The sequence below is a fragment of the Burkholderia sp. L-4 genome (assembly GCF_056856535.1).
The window spans coordinates 1,651,500-1,676,557 of the sequence record NZ_JBXEOX010000002.1; the positions used below are offsets into that span (position 1 = coordinate 1,651,500).

Sequence of the window (25,058 nt, forward strand, 5' to 3'; positions counted from 1 at the left end):
CGGCGCGGTGCCGCTATCGATCCTTGCGCCGGAAAGTGAACAGGGTGCCGCCGCAGCAGTTGCCGTCCTGCAGGTAGACGTCGAAGGTTTTGTCGACGATCGCGTAGCTGATGGTCACGATGTCCAGGCGGTCGTCAGGCAGAAAGCTTCCCGACATCGCCGGGACGAAGTCAATCGCATCGCGGACGAGCAGGTAGAGATGTTCGTCATGCACCGTCGTGGCGGGCGACAGCGTTTTCAGCTCGTCCTCCACGATACTGTTGTGGGACTGGTTGATGTCGTACTGCATGCCCGCGTCGCGGTACGGGATCGACAGCAGTGCCTTGCCATCGACGCTCAGGCGCGTAGCGAGTGCCGTATCCACCGTGATCGTCATGCTGTCGAGGCGGTGCAGATCCTCATGTGTCAGGCGCACGTCCGAGTACTCGCGGCGTGCCATCTCGATGGCCGATATATTCGATTTCCATCGGCCTTTCTCCCGCCATGAATCCCACATGCCGTTGGCCCCACCGGAGCCGGTGACGCTATCGAGCACATACGTGCCGATCGCCTGCGTGAGAATTTCGCGCTTCGAGCCGATGACGATTTCCGAGGTCTGTTGCGCATCGACGGGCAAATGCCGGTCTCCGCGGGCCGATACCCACGTACCTTCGAGTGTGTTGCCCGTCACCCTGCCCGTGAAGGTGCCGGTGTGTTGACTGCCGCTCCCGATCTCGTCCATCGCAAAAGTGCCCGATGGATCGATCTTGCCGCTTAACGCGATAGCGTTGTGCTTGCCGGCGTAGCGATAGCTCCCCGTCAACTTCCCGTCGGCATTCTTGAGATCCATCGTGAACGCATAGCGGTCACCGATCCGGCCCGCAAAGTACTTGTGGAAGTACTGAGGGGCGGCCAGCGCCGTCGTGACGGTCATCAAGGACAGAAGTACTGCTGCGTATTGCAGGGCAGGACGGAACATGGGACGCAGTTGGGATCGATGGCGGAGCCATTGTGACACGGCGTCCTGCGTCGCAGTTCAGCCGGGCACGTATGTGGCGCCGCCAATTGACGGGACGCCGATTAAGCCGCGATGAACGAAAAAAAGCCCGACACGAGGTCGGGCATCCAAATCGGCCGCAACCGCCGCGAGGCGGCTGCGGCACCTGCAAAGGCAGGGCGCTTACGCGGCGAGCAGCGAGCGCAGCACGAACGGCAGGATCCCGCCGTGCTTGTAGTAGTCGACTTCGATCGGCGTATCGATGCGCAGCAGCACCGGCACGCGCTGCGTTTCGCCGTTCTTGCGGTGGATCACAAGCGTGACGTCCTGCTGCGGCTTGAAGTCGTCGCCGAGGCCTTCGATGTCGTACGTCTCTTCACCGGTGATGCCGAGCGACTGGACGCTGTCCGCGCCCTTGAACTGCAGCGGCAGCACGCCCATGCCGACCAGGTTCGAGCGGTGGATCCGCTCGAAGCTGCGTGCGATCACGGCCTTCACGCCGAGCAGTTGCGTGCCCTTCGCGGCCCAGTCGCGCGACGAGCCCGTGCCGTACTCTTCGCCCGCGAACACGACGGTCGGCGTGCCGGCGGCGACGTACTGCATCGCCGCGTCGTAGATCGACTGCTGTTCGCCGCTCGGCTGGTGGATCGTCAGGCCGCCTTCGACGCGCGTGCCGTCCGCCTTCGCCGGAATCATCAGGTTCTTGATCCGGACGTTCGCGAACGTGCCGCGCATCATCACGTCGTGGTTGCCGCGGCGCGAGCCGTAGCTGTTGAAGTCGGCCTTCTGCACGCCGTTTTCCTTCAGCCACTTGCCTGCCGGCGAGTCTTCCTTGATCGAGCCTGCCGGGCTGATGTGGTCGGTCGTGACCGAGTCACCGAAGATGCCCAGCGCGCGCGCGCCCTTGACCGTCGGGATCGACGCGGCCGGCTCCATCGAGAAGTCGTTGCCGAAGAACGGCGGCTCGGCGATGTACGTCGACTTCGGCCAGTCGTAGACCTGGCCCGATTCGCCCTCGATCTTGCTCCAGAGGTCGCCCTTCTTGGTCAGCTTCGAGTAGTTGTCCTCGAACTTCTTCGGGTCGAGCGCGAACTTGAGCAGCGCGTGGATTTCCTCGCTCGTCGGCCAGATGTCGCCGAGATAGATGTCGCGGCCGCCCTTGCCCTTGCCGACCGGTTCCGTCATCAGGTCGCGCGTGATGTTGCCGGCGATCGCGTACGCGACGACCAGCGGCGGCGACGCGAGGAAGTTCGCGCGGATGTTCGGGTGGATGCGCGCTTCGAAGTTACGGTTGCCCGACAGCACGGCTGCCGCGACGATGTCGTTCTTCGTGATCGCTTCGTTCAGTTCCGGCGTCAGGTCGCCCGCGTTGCCGATACAGGTCGTGCAGCCGTAGGCCGCGACTTCGAAGCCGAGCTTCGACAGGTAGGGCAGCAGGCCCGTCTTCGTCAGGTACTCGGTGACGATGCGCGATCCCGGCGCGAGCGAGGTCTTGATCTTCGGATCGACCGTGAGGCCGGCTTCGACGGCCTTCTTCGCGAGCAGGCCGGCGGCCAGCAGGACGCTCGGGTTCGACGTGTTCGTGCACGACGTGATCGCGGCGATCAGCACGTCGCCGTTCTTCACGTCGACGCCGTTGCTCGTCGTGTATTGCGTGCCCAGATCGTCCGCCTTCTTCGCGAAGCCGTTTTCCGCGACCGGCTTCGAGAACAGGTCGGTGAACGTCGACTTGACGTTGCCGATCTCGATGCGGTCCTGCGGGCGCTTCGGGCCGGCCAGCGACGGGGCGACCGTCGCCAGATCCAGCGTCACGACCTTCGTGTAGTCGATGTCGCCGGCCTTCGGGATGCCGAACAGCTTCTGCGCCTTGAAGTAGTTTTCGAACGCGGCGATTTCGGCCTTCGTGCGGCCCGTGCCTTCGAAGTAGTCGATCGTCTTTTCGTCGACCGGGAAGAAGCCCATCGTCGCGCCGTATTCCGGCGCCATGTTGCCGATCGTCGCGCGGTCCGGCAGCGACAGCGACTTCGTGCCTTCGCCGAAGAACTCGACGAACTTGCCGACGACCTTCTCCTTGCGCAGCATTTCGGTGATCGTCAGCACCAGGTCGGTGGCCGTCACGCCTTCGCGCAGCCGGCCCTTCAGCTCGACGCCGACGACGTCCGGCGTCAGGAAGTACACCGGCTGGCCGAGCATGCCGGCTTCCGCCTCGATGCCGCCCACGCCCCAGCCGACCACGCCGATGCCGTTGATCATCGTCGTGTGGCTGTCGGTGCCGACGAGCGTGTCCGGGTAATACACGGTGTCGCCGCCGTCCGTCTTCTTGTGGACGCCGCGCGCGAGGTATTCGAGGTTCACCTGGTGGACGATGCCCACGCCCGGCGGCACGACCTTGAACGTGTCGAATGCCTGCATGCCCCACTTCATGAACTGGTAGCGCTCGTTGTTGCGCTGGAATTCCAGTTTCATGTTCAGGTCGAGCGCGTCCTTCTGGCGGAAGTAGTCGATCTGGACCGAGTGGTCGACGACGAGATCGACCGGGACCAGCGGCTCGATCTTCTTCGGGTTCTTGCCCGTACGCTCGGCGACGCCGCGCATGGCCGCGATGTCGGCGAGCAGCGGCACGCCCGTGAAGTCCTGCAGCACGACGCGCGACACGACGAACGGAATCTCGTCGACGCGCTTCGCGGTCGGCTTCCAGTTCGCGAGCTGCTCGATGTGCTCTTCGGTGATTTTCTTGCCGTCGTAGTTGCGCAGCACGGACTCGAGCACGATACGGATCGACACCGGCAGGCGTTCGATCTTCGTCTTCAGCTCCTTGCCGAGTTGCGGCAGCGAGTAGAACTTGCCTTTGCCGGAACCGCTGTCGAATTCCTTGAGGGTCTTGTGGAGATTGTGGGCCATGGTGATTTTCCTGGGTTTAAGGCTAGGAAACTACGTGTCCTGTAGATGACGGCTAAATCACATACAGATCGACGTACTGATCGACCGGCATCGCTTCGAGCTTTGCCTGGTCCAGCGACACGTCGAGAATCGCTTGTTGCTGCTTGGCCGGGAAACGGCGGGCGAGGTTGGTCCTGAACTTGTCGACCAGGAGCGGGATGCCGTCCGCGCGGCGCCGCCGATGGCCGAGCGGGTATTCGACCGCCACTTCGGCAAGCTTCGATCCGTCCGTGAATTCGATCGTCAGCGCATTCGCGATCGATCGCTTGTCCGGATCGTGATAATCCTTCGTGAACTGCGGATCCTCGACGCACACGGTCTTCGCGCGCAGCGCGTCGATGCGCGGGTCCGCCGCGGCCGAATCTTCATAGTCGGCGGCGGTCAGCCGGCCGAACAGCAGCGGCACGGCGACCATGTACTGGATGCAGTGGTCGCGGTCGGCCGGGTTGGCGAGCGGGCCCTGCTTGTCGATGATGCGGATCGCGGCCGCATGCGTGCGGATCGTGATCCTGCCGATGTCGTCGGTCGTGCGACCCGCCGCGGCGAGCCGCGCATGCAACTGCAGCGCGGCCTCGGCGGCCGTCTGCGCATGGAATTCGGCGGGGAACGCGATCTTGAACAGCACGTTTTCCATCACGTACGTGCCGTACGGACGCTGGAAGCGGAACGGCCTGCCGCCGAACAGCACGTCGTAGAAGCCCCAGGTTTGCGCGGTGAGCGCCGACGGGTAGCCCATTTCACCCGTTTTCGCGATCAGCGCGAGGCGCACCGCGCGGGACGTGGCGTCGCCGGCCGCCCACGACTTGCGCGAACCGGTGTTCGGCGCGTGGCGGTAGGTCCACAGCGCGTGGCCGTCGACGAACGCGTTGGACACCGCGTTGATCAGCTCGTCGCGCGTGAGCCCGAGCAGCCGGCCGACGACGGCCGTGGACGCGACCTTCACGAGCAGCACGTGGTCGAGCCCGACCGCGTTGAACGAATTCTCGAGGGCGAGGCAGCCCTGGATCTCGTGGGCCTGGATCATCGCGACCAGCACGTCGCGCATCGGGAGCGGCTTCCGGCCGGCCGCGACGGCCGTGCGGGAAAGCCAGTCGGCCGTCGCCAGGATGCCGCCGAGGTTGTCGGACGGATGGCCCCATTCGGCGGCGAGCCAGGTGTCGTTGAAGTCCAGCCAGCGGATCATCGCGCCGATGTCGAATGCGGCCTGGACGGGATCGAGCTGGAAGGACGTGCCGGGCACCTTCGCGCCGTTCGGCACGATCGTGCCGGGCACGACGGGGCCGAGCAGTTTGGTGCAGGCAGGGTAGGACAGCGCCTCGAGTCCGCATCCGAGCGTGTCGATCAGGCAATGACGCGCCGTCTCCAGCGCGAGCGCGCTGTCGATGCCGGTGTTCAGCACGTAGTCGACGATATCGACGAGTACCGTATCCGGAGCAGGGCGGACGTTGGAGACCGGGGCGGACATCGAGGGGCCGAGGGGAACGCGCTTAGTTCGTTGCCGGCTTCAGTTCGTTCGACTGCGTCGGTGCCGGCGTGCCTTGCGCCATTTCCGGCGTCACGCACTCGTCCGCGAGGCGCTCGCCGCCGTTGGCGTCGGAGAACAGCATCGCCTTGGTCGGGATCACGACCAGCTTGAAGCCTGCTGCCGGATCGTAGAACGTGTCGGCGCCCGTCGTCGTGGCTTGACGCGGCAGCTTGTAGTTCTTCTTCGCCCAGTGAACCGTGACGACCTGGTCGCGCTTCATGTCGCCGGCGAGATCGAACGACAGGCCTTCCTTACAGGACCACTTGACCGCGCCGTCCGGTACCGGATCGACCTTGGCCGCTGCGCGCGCCTGCGCCTTCTTGCTGCGCGGGATGATGCGCTTGGCCGGTGCCGGGCGCTTGGCCGTGGCTTTTTTCGCGGTCGTGGTGGCCGTACCCTGGGCAAACGCGCTCGGAGCCGACACCAGCATCGTGGCGGACAAGGCGCCGATGGCGGTAGCGATCAGGAGTTTCTTCATGGAGTCAGAACCTTTCGATAATCAGTTGACAAGGGCCGGCAATCGAAACCGCCGGCCGGTTTGAAACTGCACGCGCCCCGAAAGCGCGCAGCGGCCGCTATTTTCACCTATTTGGCCGCGCAGATATCAGGTTTTCGGGCTCCGTTACGTTTTTTGTCGTTTCGCAAACCTCTGTCCGGCTTGCGTCCCGGCGAATGCATGAAACGCGTGGTTCGGCCGGCGGCGCGCGCTCAAGGCGCGGCGCCCGCGGCGGCCGGGCCGAACAGCGGCGCGGCCTCGGCCGGAACGGGCTGGCCGGTGGCGCGCGCACGGCGCAGCACCGACCAGTAATAGCGATAACTCGCGCGATCGTGCAGCGTATCACCGTGGCGCGTCGGGCCCCAGTCGGCCGCCTGCGCGGCCAGCAGGATCTCGGCGGCCAGCGCGACCTCGTCGGTGCGCGGCGCGAACGCGTCGACGATCGGGCGGATCTGCGCGGGGTGGATGCTCCACATCCGCGTGAACGCGAATTCGTCGCGCGCCCGGCGCGCATCGCCGGCCACGACGCCCATGTCGCGCACCTCGGTCGTCACGTTGTGCGACGGCGTCTTGCCGTGCGCGTGGCAGGCCGCGGCGATGTCCAGCTTCGCGCGGCGCACGAGCGGATGGTCGAACTGGCCGGGCGAGCGCATCGCGGAATCGGGAATCGCGCCACGGTGCGCGGAGACGAAGTCCATCAGACCGAAGCTCAGCGTGCCGACCGTCGGCAGCGCGGCGAGCGCGGCCGCCTGCGCCAGCGCGCCGTGCGTCTCGACCAGCACGTCCACCGGGATCGGCTGCGCGATGCCGAGCTCGCGGCGCGTGCCTTCGATGAATGCGGTCATTTCCGCGGCATCGGCCGCGGCCGCGATCTTCGGGAGCGTGATGTAGGCCGGTGCACGCGCGGCGCGCAGCACGATGCGGACGTCGTCGCGCCAGTGCGGGTGGGAAAAGTCGTGGATCCGGACGCCGACGCGGCCGAAGCGGTTCTCGTCGCTGCCGAGCAGGTCGGCGACGAGCGCCGCATGCGCGGCTTCCTGGCCGACGGCGGCGCCGTCCTCGCAGTCGAGCGTGATGTCGAATACGGGACCCAGCTCGGCCTGCAGCGCGAGCGACTTGCGCATCAGCTTTTCGCTGCCCGCGTAATGATCGCAGCAGGGCAGGATCGCGGGCGGGGACGCCCCGTCGTACAGCACTTGTGCAGGAGTGAGCGCGGCCATCTGTTCGACGTCAGGGGAGCGTGTCAGCGTGGAGAAAATCGGATTCGGGCAGGTTCTGGGCCGGTGCGCCGTGGGCGCGGGGCGGCAAAACGTGCGCGGATCGGATCGTTCGGCCGGGCCGGCGGCTGGCCGGCCCGGGTCGAAACCGGGTGGCCCGAGGGCCGCCCGGCACCGGCGCGTGATGCTTAGTTCTTCAGCAGGTGGGCGACGCCGTCGCGCTCTTCGAGCAGCTCGGCCAGCGTGCCGTCCATCTTCTCGCGCGAGAACGCGTCGATTTCCAGGCCTTCGACGCGCTTGTACTCGCCGTTTTCGCAGACGACCGGCACACCGTAGATGATGTCTTCGGGGATGCCGTACGAACCGTCCGACGGGATGCCCATCGTGACCCACTTGCCGTTCGTGCCGAGCACCCAGTCACGGACGTGGTCGATCGCCGCGTTGGCCGCCGACGCCGCCGACGACAGGCCGCGCGCTTCGATGATCGCCGCGCCGCGCTTGCCGACGGTCGGGATGAACGTGTCGCGGTTCCACACGTCGTCGTTGATCAGCTTCAGCAGCGATTCGCCTTCGGCGGTCGCGAAGCGGAAGTCCGGGTACATCGTCGGCGAGTGGTTGCCCCACACGGCGAGCTTCTCGATCGACGCGACCGGCTTGCCCGACTTGGCGGCGAGCTGCGACAGCGCGCGGTTGTGGTCGAGGCGCAGCATGGCCGTGAAGTTCTTCTTCGGCAGATCCGGCGCCGACTTCATCGCGATGTAGGCGTTCGTGTTCGCCGGGTTGCCGACGACCAGCACCTTCACGTCGCGGCTCGCGACTTCGTTCAGCGCGGCGCCCTGAACCGTGAAGATTTCAGCGTTCGCCGACAGCAGGTCCTTGCGCTCCATGCCCTTCGAGCGCGGACGTGCGCCGACCAGCAGCGCGACGTCGGCATCCTTGAATGCGACCTTCGGATCGTCGGTGATCACGACGCCCGCGAGCAGCGGGAACGCGCAATCGTCGAGTTCCATCACGACGCCTTTGACGGCGGCTTGGGCTTGCGGGAGGTCGAGCAGTTGCAGGATGACCGGCTGGTCCTTGCCGAGCAGGTCGCCGTTCGCGATGCGGAACAGCAGGGAGTAAGCGATTTGACCTGCGGCGCCGGTGACGGCAACGCGCTTTGCGGGCTTAGCCATTGAAAATCTCCAGGACGGATGAAGCGTTGGACGCGAGCGAAAACGCCATTCTATGCGCGTTGTGCGTAGCGTTGCATTGAAGCAGGGCGGAGGACTCGCGATGGCAGACGCGGTGAACCTGGAGACGGCCGTGGCACGTAGCCGGGGACGCGCTGTTGCACCCGCGAACCCTTGCTCGACCGGGAGTGTAGGAGCCGTCACGCGCAAAGTCAAACGGTATCATATGTCTTATATAAGACAGATGTTTTGCGGAAATTGAGTGGACGAAAAAGTGCGGTTTGTGATGAAATGCGCGCCATGACATCGAACCAGGCGAATACCGCGAATCAGACCGGCGCAGGCGGCCCAGGGCAGCCGGGCGCGGGCGATCCCGCACCTTCGCCCGCGGCGTCGCCGTCGCCGACGTTCAGCCCGTTATACCAGCAGATTAAGTCATTGATCACGCAAAGTCTCGAATCCGGCGAATGGAAGCCGGGCGAGATCATTCCGAGCGAAGTGGAGCTCGCGGCCCGTTACAAGGTCAGCCAGGGCACCGTTCGCAAGGCGATCGACGAGCTGGCCGCCGAAAACCTCGTGGTCCGGCGGCAGGGCAAGGGTACTTTTGTTGCAACGCACAACGAGGATCGCGCGCAGTTCCGCTTCCTGCGTCTGCTGGCCGACGACGGCGCCGAACACCCGCACGTGAGCCGCCTGCTCGAATGCCGCCGCCTGCGTGCGCCGGCGGAGATCGCGCGGCAGCTCGACCTGAAGCCGGCCGACCCGGTCGTGCAGGTGCGCCGGCTGCTGGAGTTCGACGGCGAAGTGACGGTGCTCGACGAGATCTGGCTGCCGGGCGCGATGTTCCGCGGGCTCACGTTCGAGCGGCTGAGCGAGTACAAGGGGCCGCTCTACGCGATGTTCGAGACGGAATTCGGCACGCGGATGATCCGCGCGACGGAGAAGATCCGCGCGGTCGCGGCGGAGCCGTCGGTGGCGGACCTGCTGCATGTGCCCGCGGGTTTCCCGTTGCTGTCGGTCGAACGCGTGTCCTATACATACGGGGACCGGCCGGTGGAAGTGCGTCGCGGCTGGTATGTCACAACCGGGTACTACTATCAGAATGACTTGAGTTGAGCAGCTTCGGCTCAAGCCGAGTGCGTTCGCGATTCCCACGCTCGCGAAGCACGTTTCGGGCCGCCTTTGTTCGTGTTCGCGCAACTATCCAGAGCAGACTTTCGCTGCAGCGCGATATAAAAAGGCGCTAAAATCGCGGATTAGTGTGACAACATAGTAGGGGTCTAGCATGACTGATGCAGTAAGAAAGCCGAGGCCGGAATACCGGAACATCGGATTCGGCGATATCACGATGAAATATCGCATGCCGCTGGCGGCGATATTGTCGATTCTCCATCGAGTCAGCGGCGCGCTGCTGTTCTTGTTCCTGCCGTTCCTGCTGTTCCTCTTCGACCAGAGCCTCACGTCCGAGCTCAGCTTCGAAGTCTTCAAGGCTTTCCTCTCCAACATCATCGTCAAGCTGATCGTCCTCGCACTGTCGTGGGCCTTCTTCCACCATTTCTGCGCCGGCATTCGCCACCTGCTGATGGACGTCAACCACGACGCCGTCACGAAGGAAGGCGGCAAGCGGACGGCCGTCGTCGTCTTTGTCGTCTCGATCGCGCTGACGATCGCCATGGCACTCAAACTGTTCGGAGCATTCTAAGAAAATGGCAGCCAATAACCGAATCGGCTCGAAGCGCCTCGTCGTCGGCGCTCACTACGGCCTGCGCGACTGGCTCGCGCAGCGCATCACCGCCACCATCATGGCGGTCTACACGGTCATTCTGCTCGTCCTGTTCTTCGGCGCGCACGATTTTTCGTACGAAGGCTGGGCATCGATCTTCGCCGCGCAATGGATGAAGCTCGCGACCTTCGTGATGCTGCTTTCCCTCTTCTACCACGCATGGGTCGGCGTGCGCGACATCTGGATGGACTACGTGAAGCCCGTCGGTGTGCGCCTGCTGCTGCAATCGCTGACCATCGTCTGGCTGCTCGCATGTGCGGGCTACGCCGCGCAGATTCTCTGGAGAGTGTAAAGAATGGCTGCAATCAAAACTAACCTGCCGCGCCGCAAGTTCGACGTGGTGATCGTCGGCGCGGGCGGCTCGGGCTTGCGCGCAGCGCTGCAACTGTCGCGCGCGGGCCTGTCGGTCGGCGTGCTGTCGAAGGTGTTCCCGACGCGCTCGCACACGGTGGCCGCGCAGGGCGGTATCGGTGCGTCGCTCGGCAACATGAGCGAAGACAACTGGCACTTCCACTTCTACGACACGATCAAGGGTTCCGACTGGCTCGGCGACCAGGACGCGATCGAATTCATGTGCCGTGAAGCGCCGAACGTCGTGTACGAACTCGAGCACTTCGGCATGCCGTTCGACCGCAACGCGGACGGCACGATCTACCAGCGTCCGTTCGGCGGCCACACCGCGAACTACGGCGAGAAGCCGGTCCAGCGCGCGTGCGCGGCCGCCGACCGTACCGGTCACGCGCTGCTGCACACGCTGTACCAGCAGAACGTCGAAGCGAAGACGCAGTTCTTCGTCGAATGGATGGCGCTCGACCTGATCCGCGACGCGGAAGGCGACGTGCTCGGCGTGACGGCCCTCGAGATGGAGACGGGCGACGTCTACATCATGGAAGGCAAGACGACGTTGTTCGCGACGGGCGGTGCAGGCCGGATCTTCGCGGCGTCGACCAACGCGTTCATCAACACCGGCGACGGCCTCGGCATGGCCGCGCGTTCGGGCATCGCGCTGCAGGACATGGAGTTCTGGCAGTTCCACCCGACCGGCGTGGCCGGCGCGGGCGTGCTGATCACCGAAGGCGTGCGCGGCGAAGGCGGTATCCTGCGCAACGCGAACGGCGAGCGTTTCATGGAGCGCTACGCGCCGACGCTGAAGGATCTGGCGCCGCGTGACTTCGTGTCGCGTTCGATGGACCAGGAAATCAAGGAAGGTCGCGGCGTCGGTCCGAACAAGGATCACGTGCTGCTCGACCTGTCGCACATCGGCGCCGAGACGATCATGAAGCGTCTGCCGTCGATCCGCGAAATCGCGCTGAAGTTCGCGAACGTCGACGCGATCAAGGAACCGATCCCGGTCGTCCCGACGATCCACTACCAGATGGGCGGCATCCCGACCAACATCCACGGTCAGGTCGTCGGCACGTCGCGCGATCACAAGGAACCGGTCAACGGCTTCTACGCAGTGGGCGAATGCTCGTGCGTGTCCGTGCACGGCGCGAACCGCCTCGGCACGAACTCGCTGCTGGACCTTGTGGTGTTCGGCCGTGCGGCCGGCAACCACATCGTCGAGCACGTGAAGAACCAGAAGGAACACAAGCCGCTGCCGGCCGATGCAGGCGAATTCTCGCTGGCGCGCCTGAACAAGCTCGACAAGTCGACGTCGGGCGAATACACGCAGGACGTCGCGAACGACATCCGCGCGACGATGCAGAAGCACGCGGGCGTGTTCCGCACGTCGGCGCTGCTGAAGGAAGGCGTCGAGCAGATGGCCGGCCTGGCGGCGCGCGTGGACAACATCCACCTGAAGGACAAGTCGAAGGTGTTCAACACCGCGCGCGTCGAAGCGCTCGAGCTGGAGAACCTGATCGAAGTGGCGCGCGCCACGATGGTGTCGGCGGAAGCGCGCAAGGAAAGCCGTGGCGCGCACGCACACAGCGACTACGAACATCGCGACGACGAGAACTGGCTGCGCCACACGCTGTGGTACAGCGAAGGCGATCGCCTCGACTACAAGCCGGTTCAAATGAAGCCGCTGACGGTCGAATCCGTGCCGCCGAAGCCGCGCACGTTCTAAGCCGAGTCAAAGGAATCCGAAATGGCAAAACGCATTTTTGAAGTCTACCGCTACGATCCGGACAAGGACGCAGCGCCGCGCATGCAGACGTACGAGCTCGAGATCCAGCATGAGCGCATGCTGCTCGACGCACTGGTGAAGCTGAAGGCCGTCGACGAGACGCTGTCGTTCCGCCGTTCGTGCCGCGAAGGCGTGTGCGGTTCGGACGCGATGAACATCAACGGCAAGAACGGTCTCGCGTGCCTGACGAACCTGAACGACCTGCCGCAGAAGATCGTGCTGCGTCCGCTGCCGGGCCTGCCCGTCGTGCGCGACCTGATCGTCGACATGACGCACTTCTTCAACCAGTACCACTCGATCAAGCCGTACCTGATCAACGACGCGCCGCCGCCGGAGAAGGAACGTCTCCAGTCGCCGGAAGAACGCGACGAGCTCGACGGCGTGTACGAGTGCATTCTGTGCGCGAGCTGCTCGACGTCGTGCCCGAGCTTCTGGTGGAACCCGGACAAGTTCGTCGGCCCGGCCGGCTTGCTGCAGGCTTACCGCTTCATCGCGGACAGCCGCGACACGGCCACCGGCGAGCGTCTCGACAACCTGGAAGACCCGTACCGTCTGTTCCGTTGCCACACGATCATGAACTGCGTCGACGTTTGCCCGAAGGGCCTGAACCCGACGAAGGCGATCGGCAAGATCAAGGAACTGATGGTCCGCCGCGCGGTTTAAGGCCGGGTTGCAATGAGCGACGATTCGCATCAATCCGACCCGCACCGTCGCGCGCGCCTTCGCTGGCGCGCGCGGCGGGGTCTGCTGGAAAACGATATCGTATTCGAGCGTTTCTTCGGCAGATACGAGCATGACCTCACCGATGCAGACGTAGGCGCGTTGTCGCGCCTGCTCGATCTGAGCGACAACGACCTGATGGACTTGCTCCTCGCGCGCAAGGAACCAGAGGGCGACCTAGACAGCCCGGATATTCACCGGCTGTTGGAGATGCTGCGCAACGTGTAACGCCAAGGTGTAACGCGCTGTGCCCGTTATCGAATCCCGTTTCTTTATTTCGATTGAGGATGTGCCATGACTCCGTCTGATGTTAAAGCCACGCTATCGTTCAGCGACAACTCGCCGAGCGTCGAACTGCCGATCTACAAGGGCACGATGGGCCCGGACGTAATCGACATCCGCAAGCTGTACGGCCAGACCGGCAAGTTCACGTACGACCCGGGCTTCATGTCGACGGCGGCTTGTAATTCGGCGATCACGTACATCGACGGCGACAAGGGCGAGCTGCTGTACCGCGGCTACCCGATCGACAACCTCGCGCAGAACGCGGACTTCCTCGAAAGCTGCTACCTGCTGCTGAAGGGCGAGCTGCCGAACGCAGCGCAGAAGAAGGAATTCGTCGACACCGTCACGAAGCACACGATGGTGCACGAGCAGATGCACTTCTTCTTCCGTGGTTTCCGCCGCGACGCGCACCCGATGGCGATCCTGGTCGCCGCGGTCGGCGCGCTGTCCGCGTTCTACCACGACTCGCTCGACATCAACGACCCGCGTCACCGTGAAGTGTCGGCGATCCGCATGATCGCGAAGCTGCCGACGCTCGTCGCGATGGCGTACAAGTACAGCATCGGCCAGCCGTTCGTGTATCCGAAGAACTCGCTGTCGTACAGCGCGAACTTCATGCACATGATGTTCTCGAACCCGTGCGAGGAGTACAAGGTCAACGACGTGCTCGTCCGCGCGCTCGACCGTATCCTGATCCTGCACGCCGACCACGAGCAGAACGCGTCGACGTCGACGGTCCGCCTCGCCGGTTCGTCGGGTGCGAACCCGTTCGCGTGTATCGCCGCCGGTATCGCATGTCTGTGGGGCCCGGCGCACGGTGGTGCGAACGAAGCCGCGCTGAACATGCTCGAGCAGATCGGTTCGCCGGACAACATCCCCGAATTCATCAAGCAGGTGAAGGACAAGAATTCGGGCGTGAAGCTGATGGGCTTCGGCCACCGCGTGTACAAGAACTACGATCCGCGTGCGAAGCTGATGCGCGAAACGTGCTACGAAGTGCTGAACGAACTGGGCCTGCACGACGACCCGCTGTTCAAGCTCGCGATGCAGCTCGAGAAGATCGCGCTGGAAGACGAATACTTCGTGTCGCGCAAGCTGTACCCGAACGTCGACTTCTACTCGGGCATCGTCCAGCGCGCGCTGGGCATCCCGACGTCGATGTTCACGTGTATCTTCGCGATGGCACGTACGGTCGGCTGGATCGCACAGTGGAACGAAATGATCGCCGATCCGGAACAGAAGATCGGCCGTCCGCGCCAGCTGTTCATCGGCGACACGCCGCGCGAAGCGAAGCCGATCGACGCACGTTAAGTCGTGTGCGACGCGAACGGCCGGCAGGCCGCTCGCGTCGGGCAATCGCAACGCCACGACACCCCGACGGGTCCGCCCGTCGGGGTGTTTTCATTTGTGCGGTGAATGGGCGCGGCGCTCCAGCGAGGGCGGGCGGGTATCGAGTGCCGGCGCGTCGTCGTCGGGGGCGTGGCCGTGCTGCTTGAAGAACTGCCGGTACGCGCCCGGCGTCATCCCGCGCGCGGCGAGGAACTGGCGGTTGAAGTTCGCGGCGTTCGGAATGCCGCAGCGCGCGGCTACCGTCGCGATCGGCCAGTCGGTGCCGACGAGATGACGGCACGCGTGCGCGAGTCGCAGCCGTTGCAGGTAGCGGCCGACGCTTTCGCCGAGATGCCGGACGAACAGGCGCTGCAGCGTGCGCTCGGACATGTGCGCGGCGGCGGCGAGCGCGTCGATGCGCAGCGGTTCGTGAAAGCGCCGGTCGATCGCATCGAGCACGCGGTCGAGGCGTTCGGCTTCGGGCGCGGCCGCGTCGGCGGACGGTGCCGTGCCGTCCGGCCGGTCATACGCGTGCGCGGTGGCGAGCGGCGTGCCGCCGGCTTCGGCGAGATCGGCGAGCGTGTCGAGCGCCGCCGCGAGCCGTGCGCGCGGCGACGGATCGAGCAACCGCGGCAGTCGCGCCCGCATCGCGCGGGCGGCTTCCACGTCGAAACGCAGGCCGGGCGCCGCGCGACGCAGCAGCGAGCGCAGCGGCGCGTATTCGGGGCAGCAATCTGCCAGCCGCCGCACCCAGTCGCCGTCGAACCAGACGACGAGCGCGACTTCGGGCGCCGCGCGATCGATGCGCGCGTTCGACGACCACGTATGCGGCAGGTTGGGCGGCACGAGCACGAGATCGTCGTCCGCGTAGCGCGCGACGTGATCGCCGATGAAGCGCTGGCCGCGGCTGTTGAGCGTCAGCGTCAGTTCGTACTCGGGATGGCGATGCCATTCGAACGGGATGCGCGCGAGCTGGCGGTGATACACGCGGATCGAACAGCCTGGCGAGAACGTCACATGCTCGTACTGCGGTTTCATCGCGGCCTCCGGTAGGGGCGGGCAGCGCGTCGTGGCATGATCGAGAACGCAATCGTCACCACGGAGCGATGCCATGTTTTCACACGTTTGCGTCGGCGTCAGCGATACGACGCGCGCCTACGATTTCTACGCGCCGCTGTTCGCGGCACTCGGGCTGCGCCTGAAATTCCGCGAGCCGGACGGCTGGTCGGGCTGGATGCCGACCGATGCCGACCGGCCGCTGTTCTTCTTCGGCCGGCCGCTCGACGGCCGCGCGCCCGAACCGGGCAACGGGCACACGGTCGCGTTCGTCGCGCCGGCCCGCGCGCTCGTCGATCGCTGCCATGCGCTCGCGCTGCGGCACGGCGGTACCTGCGAAGGGCCGCCGGGCCTGCGCCCGGACTATCACCGCGACTACTACGGCGCCTATTTTCGCGATCCGGACGGCAACAAGCTCTGCGTGGTCTGTCATCGTCCGGAGTAACGCGCGGTTGTCAGAATTGTATCGATAGTTGACCGGATAGCGGTGATGGCGGCCCCGTACCGGCCGTACGCTGACAGCACATCACGATACGCTTCAGCGAGGAGACCACGATGCAACTGACGATTGACGATCTGCCGGCCGCGATCCGCGCGGCGAAACGGGTGCTGCGCGCCGACCTGCCCGGTTACGCGGCGTCGTTTCGCGAACTGGAGGGCGACATCGCGCGGCAGGTCGAGGCGATCCGCCGCGCGCACGCGCACGGCCATGACGTGATCCCGGTCGTGCCGTTCGCGGATATCGCGGGCGGCACCGTCGATCCTCGCGCGATCGCCGCCATCCGCACGCACGGCGCGGTCGTGATCCGCGGCGTATTCGACGCGCATCAGGCGCGCGACTGGAACGACGAGATCGGTGCGTATCTGGATGCGAACCGCTTCGCCGAGCGGTTGAATGCGCGTGCCGAAGACCGCTATTTCGGCAATCTCGCATCGGGCAAGCCGCAGATCTACGGCGTCTACTGGTCGAAGCCGCAGGTGGCCGCGCGCCAGTCGCCGGCGCTGACGCAGGCACGTGTGTTCCTGAACCGCCTGTGGCGGCACGCGGATGCCGTGCGCATGCATTTCGATCCGGACCAGGTGCCGGCCTATGCGGACCGGATTCGCCGCCGGCCGCCCGGTTCGACGTCGCTCGGGCTGTCGCCGCACGTCGACGGCGGCTCCGTCGAGCGCTGGCTCGGGGCGAACTTCCGGCAGGTCTACCGGCACGTGCTGGCCGGTCGCTGGCGCGATTACGATCCGTTCGACGCCGCGTTCCGTCCCGACGTGGAAGAGATTCCGTCGCCGGCCGTCTGTTCGATGTTCCGCACGTTCCAGGGCTGGACCGCGCTGACGCCGCAGGGGCCCGGCGACGGCACGCTGCAGTTGATCCCGGTCGCGAACGCGATGGCCTACGTCGTGCTGCGCGCGCTGCAGGACGACGTCGCCGACGACGACCTGTGCGGCGCGCGTCCCGGCCGCGCGCTGTCGATCCGGCCCGAATGGCATGCGCTGCTGCTCGACGCGCTGGTGCCGATCCCGCACATGGCGCCGGGCGACGCGGTGTTCTGGCACGGCGACGTCGTGCATGCGGTGGAGGATGCGCACCGCGGCAGCGGCGACAGCAACGTGATGTACATCGCGGCCGCGCCGGGCTGCGCGAAGAACGACGCATACCTGCGGCGTCAGCGGTCCGCGTTCGTGCGCGGCGAGAGTCCGCCCGATTTCCCGGCCGATCATTTCGAGGTCGATTTCGACGGGCGTGGCGACGAAGGCGACCTGACGATGCTGGGCCGAGCGCAGATGGGGTTCGGGCCCGGCGCGTGACGGCCTTCTGCCGAATCCGCTGCGTGCCGCGCGCAATTCGACGCAATCGGCTGTCGGCGCAGCCGAAATCGACGCGAATTGCGCAATTTGGCTTCCGATAATGGTCCGGACACAACGCCGCGGGCCCTTGCGCCGCAAGGGTGCGGCGCAGACCATGGAGGAGTCGATGCAATTCACGCAAGCGATCGTTCGCCGTCCGGCACCGTCGTGTGGCGCGGGCCTGACCACCGCCGCACTCGGCGCACCCGACTACGACAAGACGCTTACGCAGTTTCATGCGTATTGCGACGCGCTGCGCACGCTCGGCGTCGCGCTGACCGAGCTGCCGCCGCTGGACGCGTTCCCCGATTCGCACTTCGTCGAGGACGTCGCGGTCGTGACGCCGGAATTCGCGGTGATCACGCGCCCCGGCGCCCCTGCGCGGCGCGGCGAGACGGTGCATATCGAAGCGGCACTCGCCGCGCATCGCGACCTGCTGCCGATGCAGGACGGCCGTCTCGACGGCGGCGACGTGATGCTGGTCGGCAAGTGCTTCTACATCGGCCTGACGGGCCGCACCGACGCCGAAGGCATCGCCGCGTTCGAGGCGCTGGTGTCGCGCTACGGCTACTCGGTCGTGGCGGTACCGGTCGGCGCGGGGCTGCACCTGAAGTCGGTCGTCAACGCGCTCGGCGACGACACGCTGCTCGTGACCGAAGCGCTGGCCGCGCATCCGGCGTTCGCCGGCTATCGCCGGATCACGGTCTCGGCCGCTGACGAATACGCGGGCAACACGCTACGCGTGAACGGCACGCTGATTACGCCGGCCGGTTATCCGCGCGTTCACGATGCGATCGCGTCGCTCGGCATGCCGCTGCACGTGATCGACACGAGCGAGTTCCGCAAGATGGACGGCGGCCTGACTTGCCTGTCGCTGCGGTTCTAGCCGATTGGCGCGCGGCCGCTTCGGCCGGATAATGTGGCCCCGCGCGGACGAGGACACGTTCCGCGCACCAGCCACGACCGACCGGAGCGAACGCGGATGACCGACAAGAAGATGCAGCTCGACAAGATCGATCTCCGGATCCTCGACATCCTGCGTACCGACGGGCGGATTTCCTACCGGAAGCTGTCGGAGCGCGTGAACCTCACGCCGCGGCCCTGCCAGGCGCGTGTGGAACGGCTCGAGGCGCTCGGCGTGATCGAAGGCTACCGCGCGGTGATCAAGGCGCCGCGCGCGACCAAGCCGATCGTCGTGATCGCGCAGATCGTGCTGGCCGACCACGGGCGTTCGCAGGCGCCGTTCGAGGACGAAATGCGGGCGAATCCGGCCGTGCTCGATTGCTGGCTCGTCAGCGGCACGTTCGATTTTCTGGTGCGGCTCGCGTGCGAGGATCTCGACGAGTACCGGCGGATCGCCAACGTGTGGCTGGAAAGCCCGCGATTCCGGATCGAGAAGATCGTGACGACGGCCGAACTGCAGGCGATCAAGCGCAGCGTCGTGTGATGTGCCCGGCCGGGCAGGACCCGGCTCGACGCGAATGACCAGGCCAATCGATTCGCATTCCGAATCAAATTGGCGAAGGAAGCCGGAACCAATCAGGGTGAACACTATGGATGCTATGCAAGCGGCAGTGGAGACGGCTGCGCCGTCCGGGACGACGCTCAAGCGCCGTCTGCAGGGCCGCCACATCGCGATGATCGCGATCGGCGGCTCGATCGGCACGGGGCTGTTCGTCGCGTCGGGCGCGTCGGTTGCGCAGGCGGGGCCGGGCGGGGCGATCGCCGCCTATATCGCGATCGGGATCATGGTCTATTTCGTCGTCACCGGGCTCGGCGAGATGGCGGCGCTGATGCCCGTGTCGGGCTCGTTCGCGATCTACGGCGAGAAGTACGTCGACGAAGGCTTCGGCGTCGCGCTCGGCTGGACCTACTGGTACAGCTGGGCCGTGACGATCGCGATCGAGCTGGTCGCCGCGCAGATCGTGATGCGCTACTGGTTTCCGGCGGTGCCGGGCATAGGGTGGGGCGCGGGCTTCCTCGTGCTGATCTTCCTGCTCAATACGCTGTCGGTGCGCGGCTTCGGGGAATCGGAATACTGGTTCTCGCTGATCAAGGTCGTCACCGTGATCGCGTTCATCGCGGCGGGGCTGCTGATCGCGGCCGGCGTGCTCGGCAGCGGGCATACCGGCAGCGGGCATACCGGCACCGGGCATCCGGTCGGCTGGCGCAACTTCACGACGGGCGACGCGCCGTTCGTCGGCGGCGTGCACGCGATGATGAGCGTCGCGCTGATCGCGGGTTTCTCGTTTCTCGGCACCGAGCTGGTCGGGATCGCGGCCGGTGAATCGGAAAATCCGCGCAAGACGATCCCGCGCGCGGTGAAGCAGATCTTCTGGCGGATCATGCTGTTCTACGTGCTCGCGATCTTCGTGATCGGCCTGCTCGTGCCGTACACCGACCCGAACCTGCTGAAGAGCGACGTGACCGACATCGGCGTGAGTCCGTTCACGCTGGTGTTCAGCCATGCGGGCTTCCCGCTTGCCGCCGGCGCGATGAACCTGGTGATCCTGACGGCCGTGCTGTCGGCCGGCAATTCCGGCACCTACGCGGCGACGCGGATGCTGTACAACCTGGCCGCGGAAGGGCGCGCGCCGGCGATGTTCGCGACGCTGTCGCCGGGCGGCGTGCCGCGCAACGCGCTGTACGCGACGATGGCCGTCGGCGGGCTGTGCTTCCTCACGTCGCTGACCAACAACCAGCGCATCTATCTGTGGCTGTTGAACACGGTCGGCATCACGGGCTTCATTGCGTGGCTCGGCATCGCGGTCTGCCATTACCGGTTCCGCAAGGGTTTCCTGAAGCAGGGCTACCGGCTCGACCAGTTGCCGTACCGCGCGAAGTGGTTCCCGTTCGGGCCGCTGTTCGCGATCGCGATCTGCATCGTGATTTCGCTCGGGCAGGACTATCAGGCGTTCTTCGCGGCGCGCATCGACTGGATGGAAGTGCTGTCGATCTATATCTGGATTCCGCTGTTCGTCGCGATCTGGTGGGCGTATCGCCGCGCTCGCAAGAGCCGGCTCGTGCGCTACGAGGAGATGGAGATCGGGCCGTGGCTGGCGCGCGCGGTCGACGGGGCGGCGGATGCGCGCGAGTCGTCGCGCGGCGCGTAGCGGGCGGGCCGCTCGCGTGACGGCCGGCCGCGGGCCGCGATAACATCGCGATTCGCACGGCGTGCTGCCCGGGCCGGTGGCATGCCGCGCGTTTCCCGATCGATTTCGCGTCCAGCACACAACATGACAACCCAGCCGAACCGCGTTTCCTCCCCGTCACTTGCCTCCCGCGCCAGCGTGCGCGAGATCGCCGATGCCGTGCGCGCGGCCGGACGGCGTGCCGTCGACGTCGCCGACGACGCGCTCGCGCGTCTCGCGGCGATCGCGCCGCTCAATGCGATGGTGCACGTCGATGCCGAGCTGGCCCGCCGCACGGCCGAGCGCATCGATGCCCGCGTCGCGCGGGGCGAGGCGCTGCCGCTCGCGGGCGTGCCGTTCGTGATCAAGGACAACCTCGATACCGCCGCGATGCCGACGCTCGGTGCGAGCCCGGCGCTGGGCGGCTATCGCGCAACCGGCGATGCGCAGACCGTACGGCGCCTGCTCGAAGCCGGTGCGGTGCCGCTGGGCAAGGCGAACATGCACGAGCTCGCGTTCGGCATCACGAGCGGCAACGGGCATTTCGGCGCGGTCGGCAATCCGCATGATCCGCAGCGCATCGCCGGCGGGTCGAGCGGCGGAACGGCGGCCGCGGTCGCGGCCGGCATCCCGTTCGGCCTCGGCACCGACACGGGCGGCTCGGTGCGCATTCCGGCCGCATTCTGCGGCGTGTACGGGCTGCGGCCGTCCGCGCAGCGCTATTCGCCGCATGGCGTGCTGTCGCTGTCGCCCACCCGCGATACGGTCGGGCCGATCGGCCACGGCATCGACGATTTGCTGCTGCTCGACGCCGTGCTGACGCGCGACGACAGCGTGGCCGTCGCGCCGGAATGGCCGCAGTTGCGTATCGGCGTACCGGGCGCGCCTTACTTCGACGCGCTCGACCCGGGCGTTGCGGCCCGCATCGAACACGCGCTCGCGTCGTGCGTGGCGGCCGGCGCGACGCTCGTGCCGCTGCCGGCGATGCCGCTGCACGACGCGAGCGAGGCCTGCGGCCTGCCGATCGTGGCGTTCGAGGCGAACCGGTACTGGCGCCGCTTTGCGGCCGAGCGGCTGCGCATTCCGTTCGAGACGTTCGTCGAACGGATCGCGAGCGACGACGTGCGCGGCATCTTCCGGTCACTCGTCGAAGCGCCGGTCGAGGCCGACGCCTATGCGGAAGCGATCGTGTGCCGGCAGCGTCTCGTGCACTGGTACGACGATGCGTTCGGCGCGCCGGTCGACTGCATCGCGATGCCGACGGTGCCGGGCGAGCCGCCGTCGCTCGGCGACACCGCCGCGATGACGCCCGAACAGGGCGCTGCGCTGTTCGCGCGCGTCGTGCGCCAGACGTCGCCGGCGACACTCGCCGGCGTACCGTCCGTATCGATCCCGGCCGGGCTCTCCACGCGGACGGGGCTGCCGGTCGGGCTCATGCTGGAGGGGCCGTGGGGCAGCGACCGGCGCCTGCTCGCGATCGCCCGCCGGATCGACGCGCGGCTGCGGGATCGCGCAGCGGCCGCCTGAGCCGCGGCCGCGTTCAGGCCAGATAGGCCTTCATGAAGTCGACCCACGCGCGCACCTTTTGCGGCACGTGCGTGGTCGACGGATACAACGCGTAGACGGCCTGCGGCGGAAACCGGTAGTCGGGCAGTGCGTCGACCAGCGCGCCGCACGCGAGGTCGTCGCGCACGAGCCATTCGGGCAGCAGCGCGACGCCGCTGCCCTGGCGCGCGAGCACGCGCAGCACCGACGCGTTGTCGACGACGACGCGCGGCTTGGCGCCGGGCCGGAAGGCATGCGGGTTGCCGTCGCGGTCCGTGAGCGTCCAGGTGGCGATGCGCTCGAGCCGCGTATGACCGAGCTGCGGCAGGCGCGCGAGCACGTCGGGCGAGTCGATGCGGGACAGGCCCGCGGCGGCGAGCAGCGACGGCGCGATCACGGGCCGCACTTCGTAGGTCGCCAGGCACGCGCCGCGGTAGGGCAGGTCCTGGAACTGCTCGAGGCGCCCGAGGCGAATCGCGACGTCGACGCGCTCCCGCACCAGGTCGACCTGCGCCGCATGCGTCTCGAGCCGCACGCGCAGCGCGGGATGGCGCTGCATGAACGCATGCAGCGCGGGCGCGACCACCATCGTCCCGTACTCGACCGTCGACGTCACGCGCAGCACGCCGTGCATCCCGCCGTGCTCGCTGCGGGCGTCGTCGATCGCGCTCTCGGCTTCCTCCAGCACGCGCAGGCAGCGCGCATGGAAGCGCTCGCCCGCGTCGGTCAGCTCGACGCGCCGCGTCGTGCGCGTGAACAGCGTGACGCCGAGTTCGGCTTCGAGCTGCTTGATGTTGAAGCTGACCGCGGCCCGGGCCTGATTCAACTGGGCGGCGGCGGCCGTAAACGACCCCGCTTCCACGACGGCGCGGAAGACGGCGAAACGATCGAGACTCACCATGGCGTGTCGGCTGCTTTCCGGAAAACCGACATGTTGCCCTGATTGTCAAAATTTTTCGACCAGTCTTGCCGTCCGGACGGTCTTATCGACACGCGCGGCGAACCTTACACTGCGGCGTTTCGTTCGTCTTCCGCCACATGACCGATCGCTCGAAAATCGCTGCCGTCTACCTGCTCGGGTTCGCGATCGACCTCGCCAACATGTTCGTCATCAACGCCGCGTATCCGACGATCCAGCGCGAGCTGCACGCATCGGTCGCGCAGCTGGCGTGGATCGGCAACATGTACGTGCTCGGGCTGACCGTCGTGATCCCGCTCGGCACCTGGCTGGCGCGGCGTTTCGGCGAGCGCCGGCTGCTGATCGCGTCGCTGGTGCTGTTCGCGCTCGGCAGCGTCGGCGTCGGCCTGTCGGCGTCGATCGGCGCGCTGCTCGCGTGGCGCCTGATCCAGGGGCTCGGCGGCGGGTTGCTGATCCCGGTCGGGCAGACGATGGCCTATCGCGCGTATCCGCCGGATGCACGTGCCCACCTGACGTCGATCGTGATGATGGTCGCGCTGCTCGTGCCCGCCTTGTCGCCGGCGCTCGGCGGCGTGATCGTCGATCGCGCGTCGTGGCGGGCGATCTTCTTCGGCATGGTGCCGCTGGCCGCCGCGACCTGCGTGCTCGCGTTCGCGTGGCTGCCGCCGGATGCAGCGGGCGAACGTCCGCCGGCGCTCGATGCCCGCGGCCTCGCGTTGAGCGCCGTGGCGCTGGTCGCGCTGCTGCTCGGCCTGACGTTCGCGGGCCAGCCGGGGGGCGGCCGCCTGGCGATCGCGCCGCTGTCGGTCGCGCTGGTCGCCGGTGGCGCGTACGTCGCGCATGCGCGGCGCGCGGCGGCCCCGCTGCTCGACCTGCGCCTCGTCGCGCAGCCGCTGCTGCGGATCGGCTTGATCGTCTATCTGTGCGTGCCGGGCGTGTTCACCGGCGTGAACCTGGTCGCGGCGCTGTACCTGCAGAACGCGCTCGGGCTCAGCGCGACGCATACGGGCGCGCTGATGGTGCCGTGGGCGATCGCGTCGTTCGTCGCGATCGCGACGACGCGGCGCTGTTTTCCGAAGTGGGGCGCGAAGCCACTGTTCATGAGCGGGATCGCGATCGATGCGATCGGCATCGTGCTGCTCGCGACACCGCTCGCCGGTTTCGAGGCCGGGCGCATGCTGGCTTTCGTCGCGATGGGGCTCGGCGCCAGCATGTGCACGAGCACGTCGCAAAGCGCGGCGTTCCTCGACGTTCCCGCGGCGCGGATGGGCGACGCGAGCGCGCTGTGGAACATCAACCGGCAGTTGAGCTTCTGCCTCGGCGTCGCCGTGCTGGGCAGCGCGCTGAATTTCCTGCTGTCGACGCAGGGCGACGACGCGCGGCTGTCTTATCAGCAGTGCTTCGGCCTGGCCGCGTTGCTGACGCTGCTGCCGCTGCCGTTCGTCGCGCGCCTCGCCCTGCACCGCGCGCCTGCCGCGCGACCGGTTTCCCAACGTACGCAAGTGTCGAAATGAATCCGTCCAACCCGTTTTTCCAGGAAGTGGTCGACGCGCACGTCGACATCGAGCAATGGTTGTCCGGCCATGCGTCACGCGACGCGCTCGCGCCGCTGATCGCGCGTTTTTCGCGGCGTTTCTCGATGATTTCGCTGCAGGGGCATGCGCTGGATTTCGCGGATATCGACGTCCTGTTCTCGCGCGGCCACGGCGCGCGTCCCGGGCTGCGGATCGCGATCGACGAACTGCACGAAGTGAGCGCGTGGCAGGGCGGCGCGGTGATTGCCTATCGCGAGACGCAGGTCGACGCGGCGGGGCGGCGCACCGTGCGCCGTTCGACCGTCGTATTCGAGCGCGACGCGAACGGCCGCATCGGCTGGCTGCGCCTGCATGAAACACCGGTGACGGGCTGACCGTCGCCATCGCGCCCGCCGCCGCGTGCCTGGCGGCGGGCGTACGCAGTCCGAGCGGCACGGCAAGCAGAAACCTGAG

General features: G+C 66.6%; 23 protein-coding genes. 15 read left to right on the forward strand and 8 right to left on the reverse strand.

Annotated features, from left to right (window positions below):
- Positions 1–13: 13 nt before the first annotated feature.
- From AC1VVG_RS24325 to AC1VVG_RS24350, 6 genes are all read right to left on the reverse strand, one after another.
- On the reverse strand, positions 14–913 hold the full coding sequence (locus AC1VVG_RS24325) for a hypothetical protein (RefSeq protein WP_226103892.1): 900 nt from the start codon (positions 911–913) through the stop codon (positions 14–16).
- A 246-nt stretch (positions 914–1,159) separates the two neighbouring features.
- A complete protein-coding gene (acnA, locus tag AC1VVG_RS24330) occupies positions 1,160–3,877 on the reverse strand; it encodes an aconitate hydratase AcnA (RefSeq protein WP_034185788.1) in 2,718 nt (905 codons plus the stop codon).
- Positions 3,878–3,929: 52 nt separating this feature from the next.
- Positions 3,930–5,381, reverse strand: coding sequence for a bifunctional 2-methylcitrate dehydratase/aconitate hydratase (locus AC1VVG_RS24335; RefSeq protein WP_482836472.1), 1,452 nt, complete (start codon positions 5,379–5,381; stop codon positions 3,930–3,932).
- A gap of 22 nt (positions 5,382–5,403) precedes the next feature.
- On the reverse strand, positions 5,404–5,919 hold the full coding sequence (locus AC1VVG_RS24340) for a hypothetical protein (RefSeq protein ID WP_034185790.1): 516 nt from the start codon (positions 5,917–5,919) through the stop codon (positions 5,404–5,406).
- 230 nt (positions 5,920–6,149) lie between these two features.
- Positions 6,150–7,157: an HpcH/HpaI aldolase/citrate lyase family protein gene (locus AC1VVG_RS24345; RefSeq protein WP_482836473.1), complete on the reverse strand. Its 1,008-nt coding sequence runs from the start codon at positions 7,155–7,157 to the stop codon at positions 6,150–6,152.
- Between the two features lie 185 nt (positions 7,158–7,342).
- Positions 7,343–8,329, reverse strand: coding sequence for a malate dehydrogenase (locus AC1VVG_RS24350; protein ID WP_006754984.1), 987 nt, complete (start codon positions 8,327–8,329; stop codon positions 7,343–7,345).
- Positions 8,330–8,617: 288 nt separating this feature from the next.
- On the opposite strand from AC1VVG_RS24350, the gene AC1VVG_RS24355 reads away from it, so the two are divergent.
- From AC1VVG_RS24355 to gltA, 7 genes are all read left to right on the forward strand, one after another.
- On the forward strand, positions 8,618–9,442 hold the full coding sequence (locus AC1VVG_RS24355; RefSeq protein WP_080287700.1) for a GntR family transcriptional regulator: 825 nt from the start codon (positions 8,618–8,620) through the stop codon (positions 9,440–9,442).
- A gap of 169 nt (positions 9,443–9,611) precedes the next feature.
- Positions 9,612–10,028, forward strand: coding sequence for a succinate dehydrogenase, cytochrome b556 subunit (gene sdhC, locus AC1VVG_RS24360; RefSeq protein ID WP_034185792.1), 417 nt, complete (start codon positions 9,612–9,614; stop codon positions 10,026–10,028).
- A gap of 4 nt (positions 10,029–10,032) precedes the next feature.
- The gene (gene sdhD / locus AC1VVG_RS24365; RefSeq protein WP_011355745.1) at positions 10,033–10,401 is read left to right on the forward strand and encodes a succinate dehydrogenase, hydrophobic membrane anchor protein; all 369 of its coding nucleotides are present in this window, start codon (positions 10,033–10,035) and stop codon (positions 10,399–10,401) included.
- Between the two features lie 3 nt (positions 10,402–10,404).
- Complete coding sequence (gene sdhA, locus AC1VVG_RS24370; RefSeq protein WP_034185793.1) at positions 10,405–12,180, forward strand: succinate dehydrogenase flavoprotein subunit; 1,776 nt, start codon at positions 10,405–10,407, stop codon at positions 12,178–12,180.
- A gap of 21 nt (positions 12,181–12,201) precedes the next feature.
- On the forward strand, positions 12,202–12,903 hold the full coding sequence (locus AC1VVG_RS24375) for a succinate dehydrogenase iron-sulfur subunit (RefSeq protein ID WP_011658352.1): 702 nt from the start codon (positions 12,202–12,204) through the stop codon (positions 12,901–12,903).
- A 12-nt stretch (positions 12,904–12,915) separates the two neighbouring features.
- Positions 12,916–13,188, forward strand: coding sequence for an FAD assembly factor SdhE (locus tag AC1VVG_RS24380; protein ID WP_011548107.1), 273 nt, complete (start codon positions 12,916–12,918; stop codon positions 13,186–13,188).
- A 66-nt stretch (positions 13,189–13,254) separates the two neighbouring features.
- The gene (gene gltA / locus AC1VVG_RS24385) at positions 13,255–14,556 is read left to right on the forward strand and encodes a citrate synthase (protein WP_034185794.1); all 1,302 of its coding nucleotides are present in this window, start codon (positions 13,255–13,257) and stop codon (positions 14,554–14,556) included.
- 90 nt (positions 14,557–14,646) lie between these two features.
- Here gltA and AC1VVG_RS24390 read toward each other — a convergent pair whose 3' ends face one another.
- Entirely contained in the window at positions 14,647–15,612 is a 966-nt protein-coding gene (locus tag AC1VVG_RS24390; protein WP_124609434.1) for a helix-turn-helix domain-containing protein, read from the reverse strand.
- A 73-nt stretch (positions 15,613–15,685) separates the two neighbouring features.
- Between AC1VVG_RS24390 and AC1VVG_RS24395 the strand changes: the two genes are divergently transcribed.
- The 6 genes from AC1VVG_RS24395 (at position 15,686) to iaaH (ending at position 22,133) form a co-directional block, all read left to right on the forward strand.
- Positions 15,686–16,075 (forward strand): VOC family protein, encoded by a 390-nt coding sequence (locus AC1VVG_RS24395; protein WP_482836478.1) that lies wholly within the window; start codon positions 15,686–15,688, stop codon positions 16,073–16,075.
- Positions 16,076–16,185: 110 nt separating this feature from the next.
- Positions 16,186–17,436, forward strand: a complete 1,251-nt coding sequence (locus tag AC1VVG_RS24400; RefSeq protein WP_482836480.1) for a DUF1479 domain-containing protein — start codon at positions 16,186–16,188, stop codon at positions 17,434–17,436.
- Positions 17,437–17,602: 166 nt separating this feature from the next.
- A complete protein-coding gene (locus AC1VVG_RS24405; RefSeq protein WP_034185982.1) occupies positions 17,603–18,361 on the forward strand; it encodes a dimethylarginine dimethylaminohydrolase family protein in 759 nt (252 codons plus the stop codon).
- A 96-nt stretch (positions 18,362–18,457) separates the two neighbouring features.
- Positions 18,458–18,922: an Lrp/AsnC family transcriptional regulator gene (locus tag AC1VVG_RS24410; protein WP_049028515.1), complete on the forward strand. Its 465-nt coding sequence runs from the start codon at positions 18,458–18,460 to the stop codon at positions 18,920–18,922.
- 106 nt (positions 18,923–19,028) lie between these two features.
- Positions 19,029–20,588 carry an amino acid permease gene (locus AC1VVG_RS24415; protein WP_473375243.1) on the forward strand — a complete coding sequence of 520 codons (1,560 nt, stop codon included), beginning with the start codon at positions 19,029–19,031 and terminating at the stop codon, positions 20,586–20,588.
- 123 nt (positions 20,589–20,711) lie between these two features.
- Complete coding sequence (gene iaaH, locus AC1VVG_RS24420; protein ID WP_175028827.1) at positions 20,712–22,133, forward strand: indoleacetamide hydrolase; 1,422 nt, start codon at positions 20,712–20,714, stop codon at positions 22,131–22,133.
- A gap of 13 nt (positions 22,134–22,146) precedes the next feature.
- On the opposite strand, the gene AC1VVG_RS24425 is transcribed toward iaaH, so the two are convergent.
- The gene (locus AC1VVG_RS24425; protein WP_034185800.1) at positions 22,147–23,052 is read right to left on the reverse strand and encodes a LysR family transcriptional regulator; all 906 of its coding nucleotides are present in this window, start codon (positions 23,050–23,052) and stop codon (positions 22,147–22,149) included.
- A gap of 137 nt (positions 23,053–23,189) precedes the next feature.
- On the opposite strand from AC1VVG_RS24425, the gene AC1VVG_RS24430 reads away from it, so the two are divergent.
- Together AC1VVG_RS24430 and AC1VVG_RS24435 are read left to right on the forward strand one after the other, a co-directional pair.
- Entirely contained in the window at positions 23,190–24,584 is a 1,395-nt protein-coding gene (locus AC1VVG_RS24430; protein WP_482836483.1) for an MFS transporter, read from the forward strand.
- Positions 24,581–24,979, forward strand: a complete 399-nt coding sequence (locus AC1VVG_RS24435; RefSeq protein WP_175900139.1) for a DUF4440 domain-containing protein — start codon at positions 24,581–24,583, stop codon at positions 24,977–24,979. Before AC1VVG_RS24430 ends, AC1VVG_RS24435 begins: the two co-directional genes overlap by 4 nt.
- Positions 24,980–25,058: the final 79 nt, after the last annotated feature.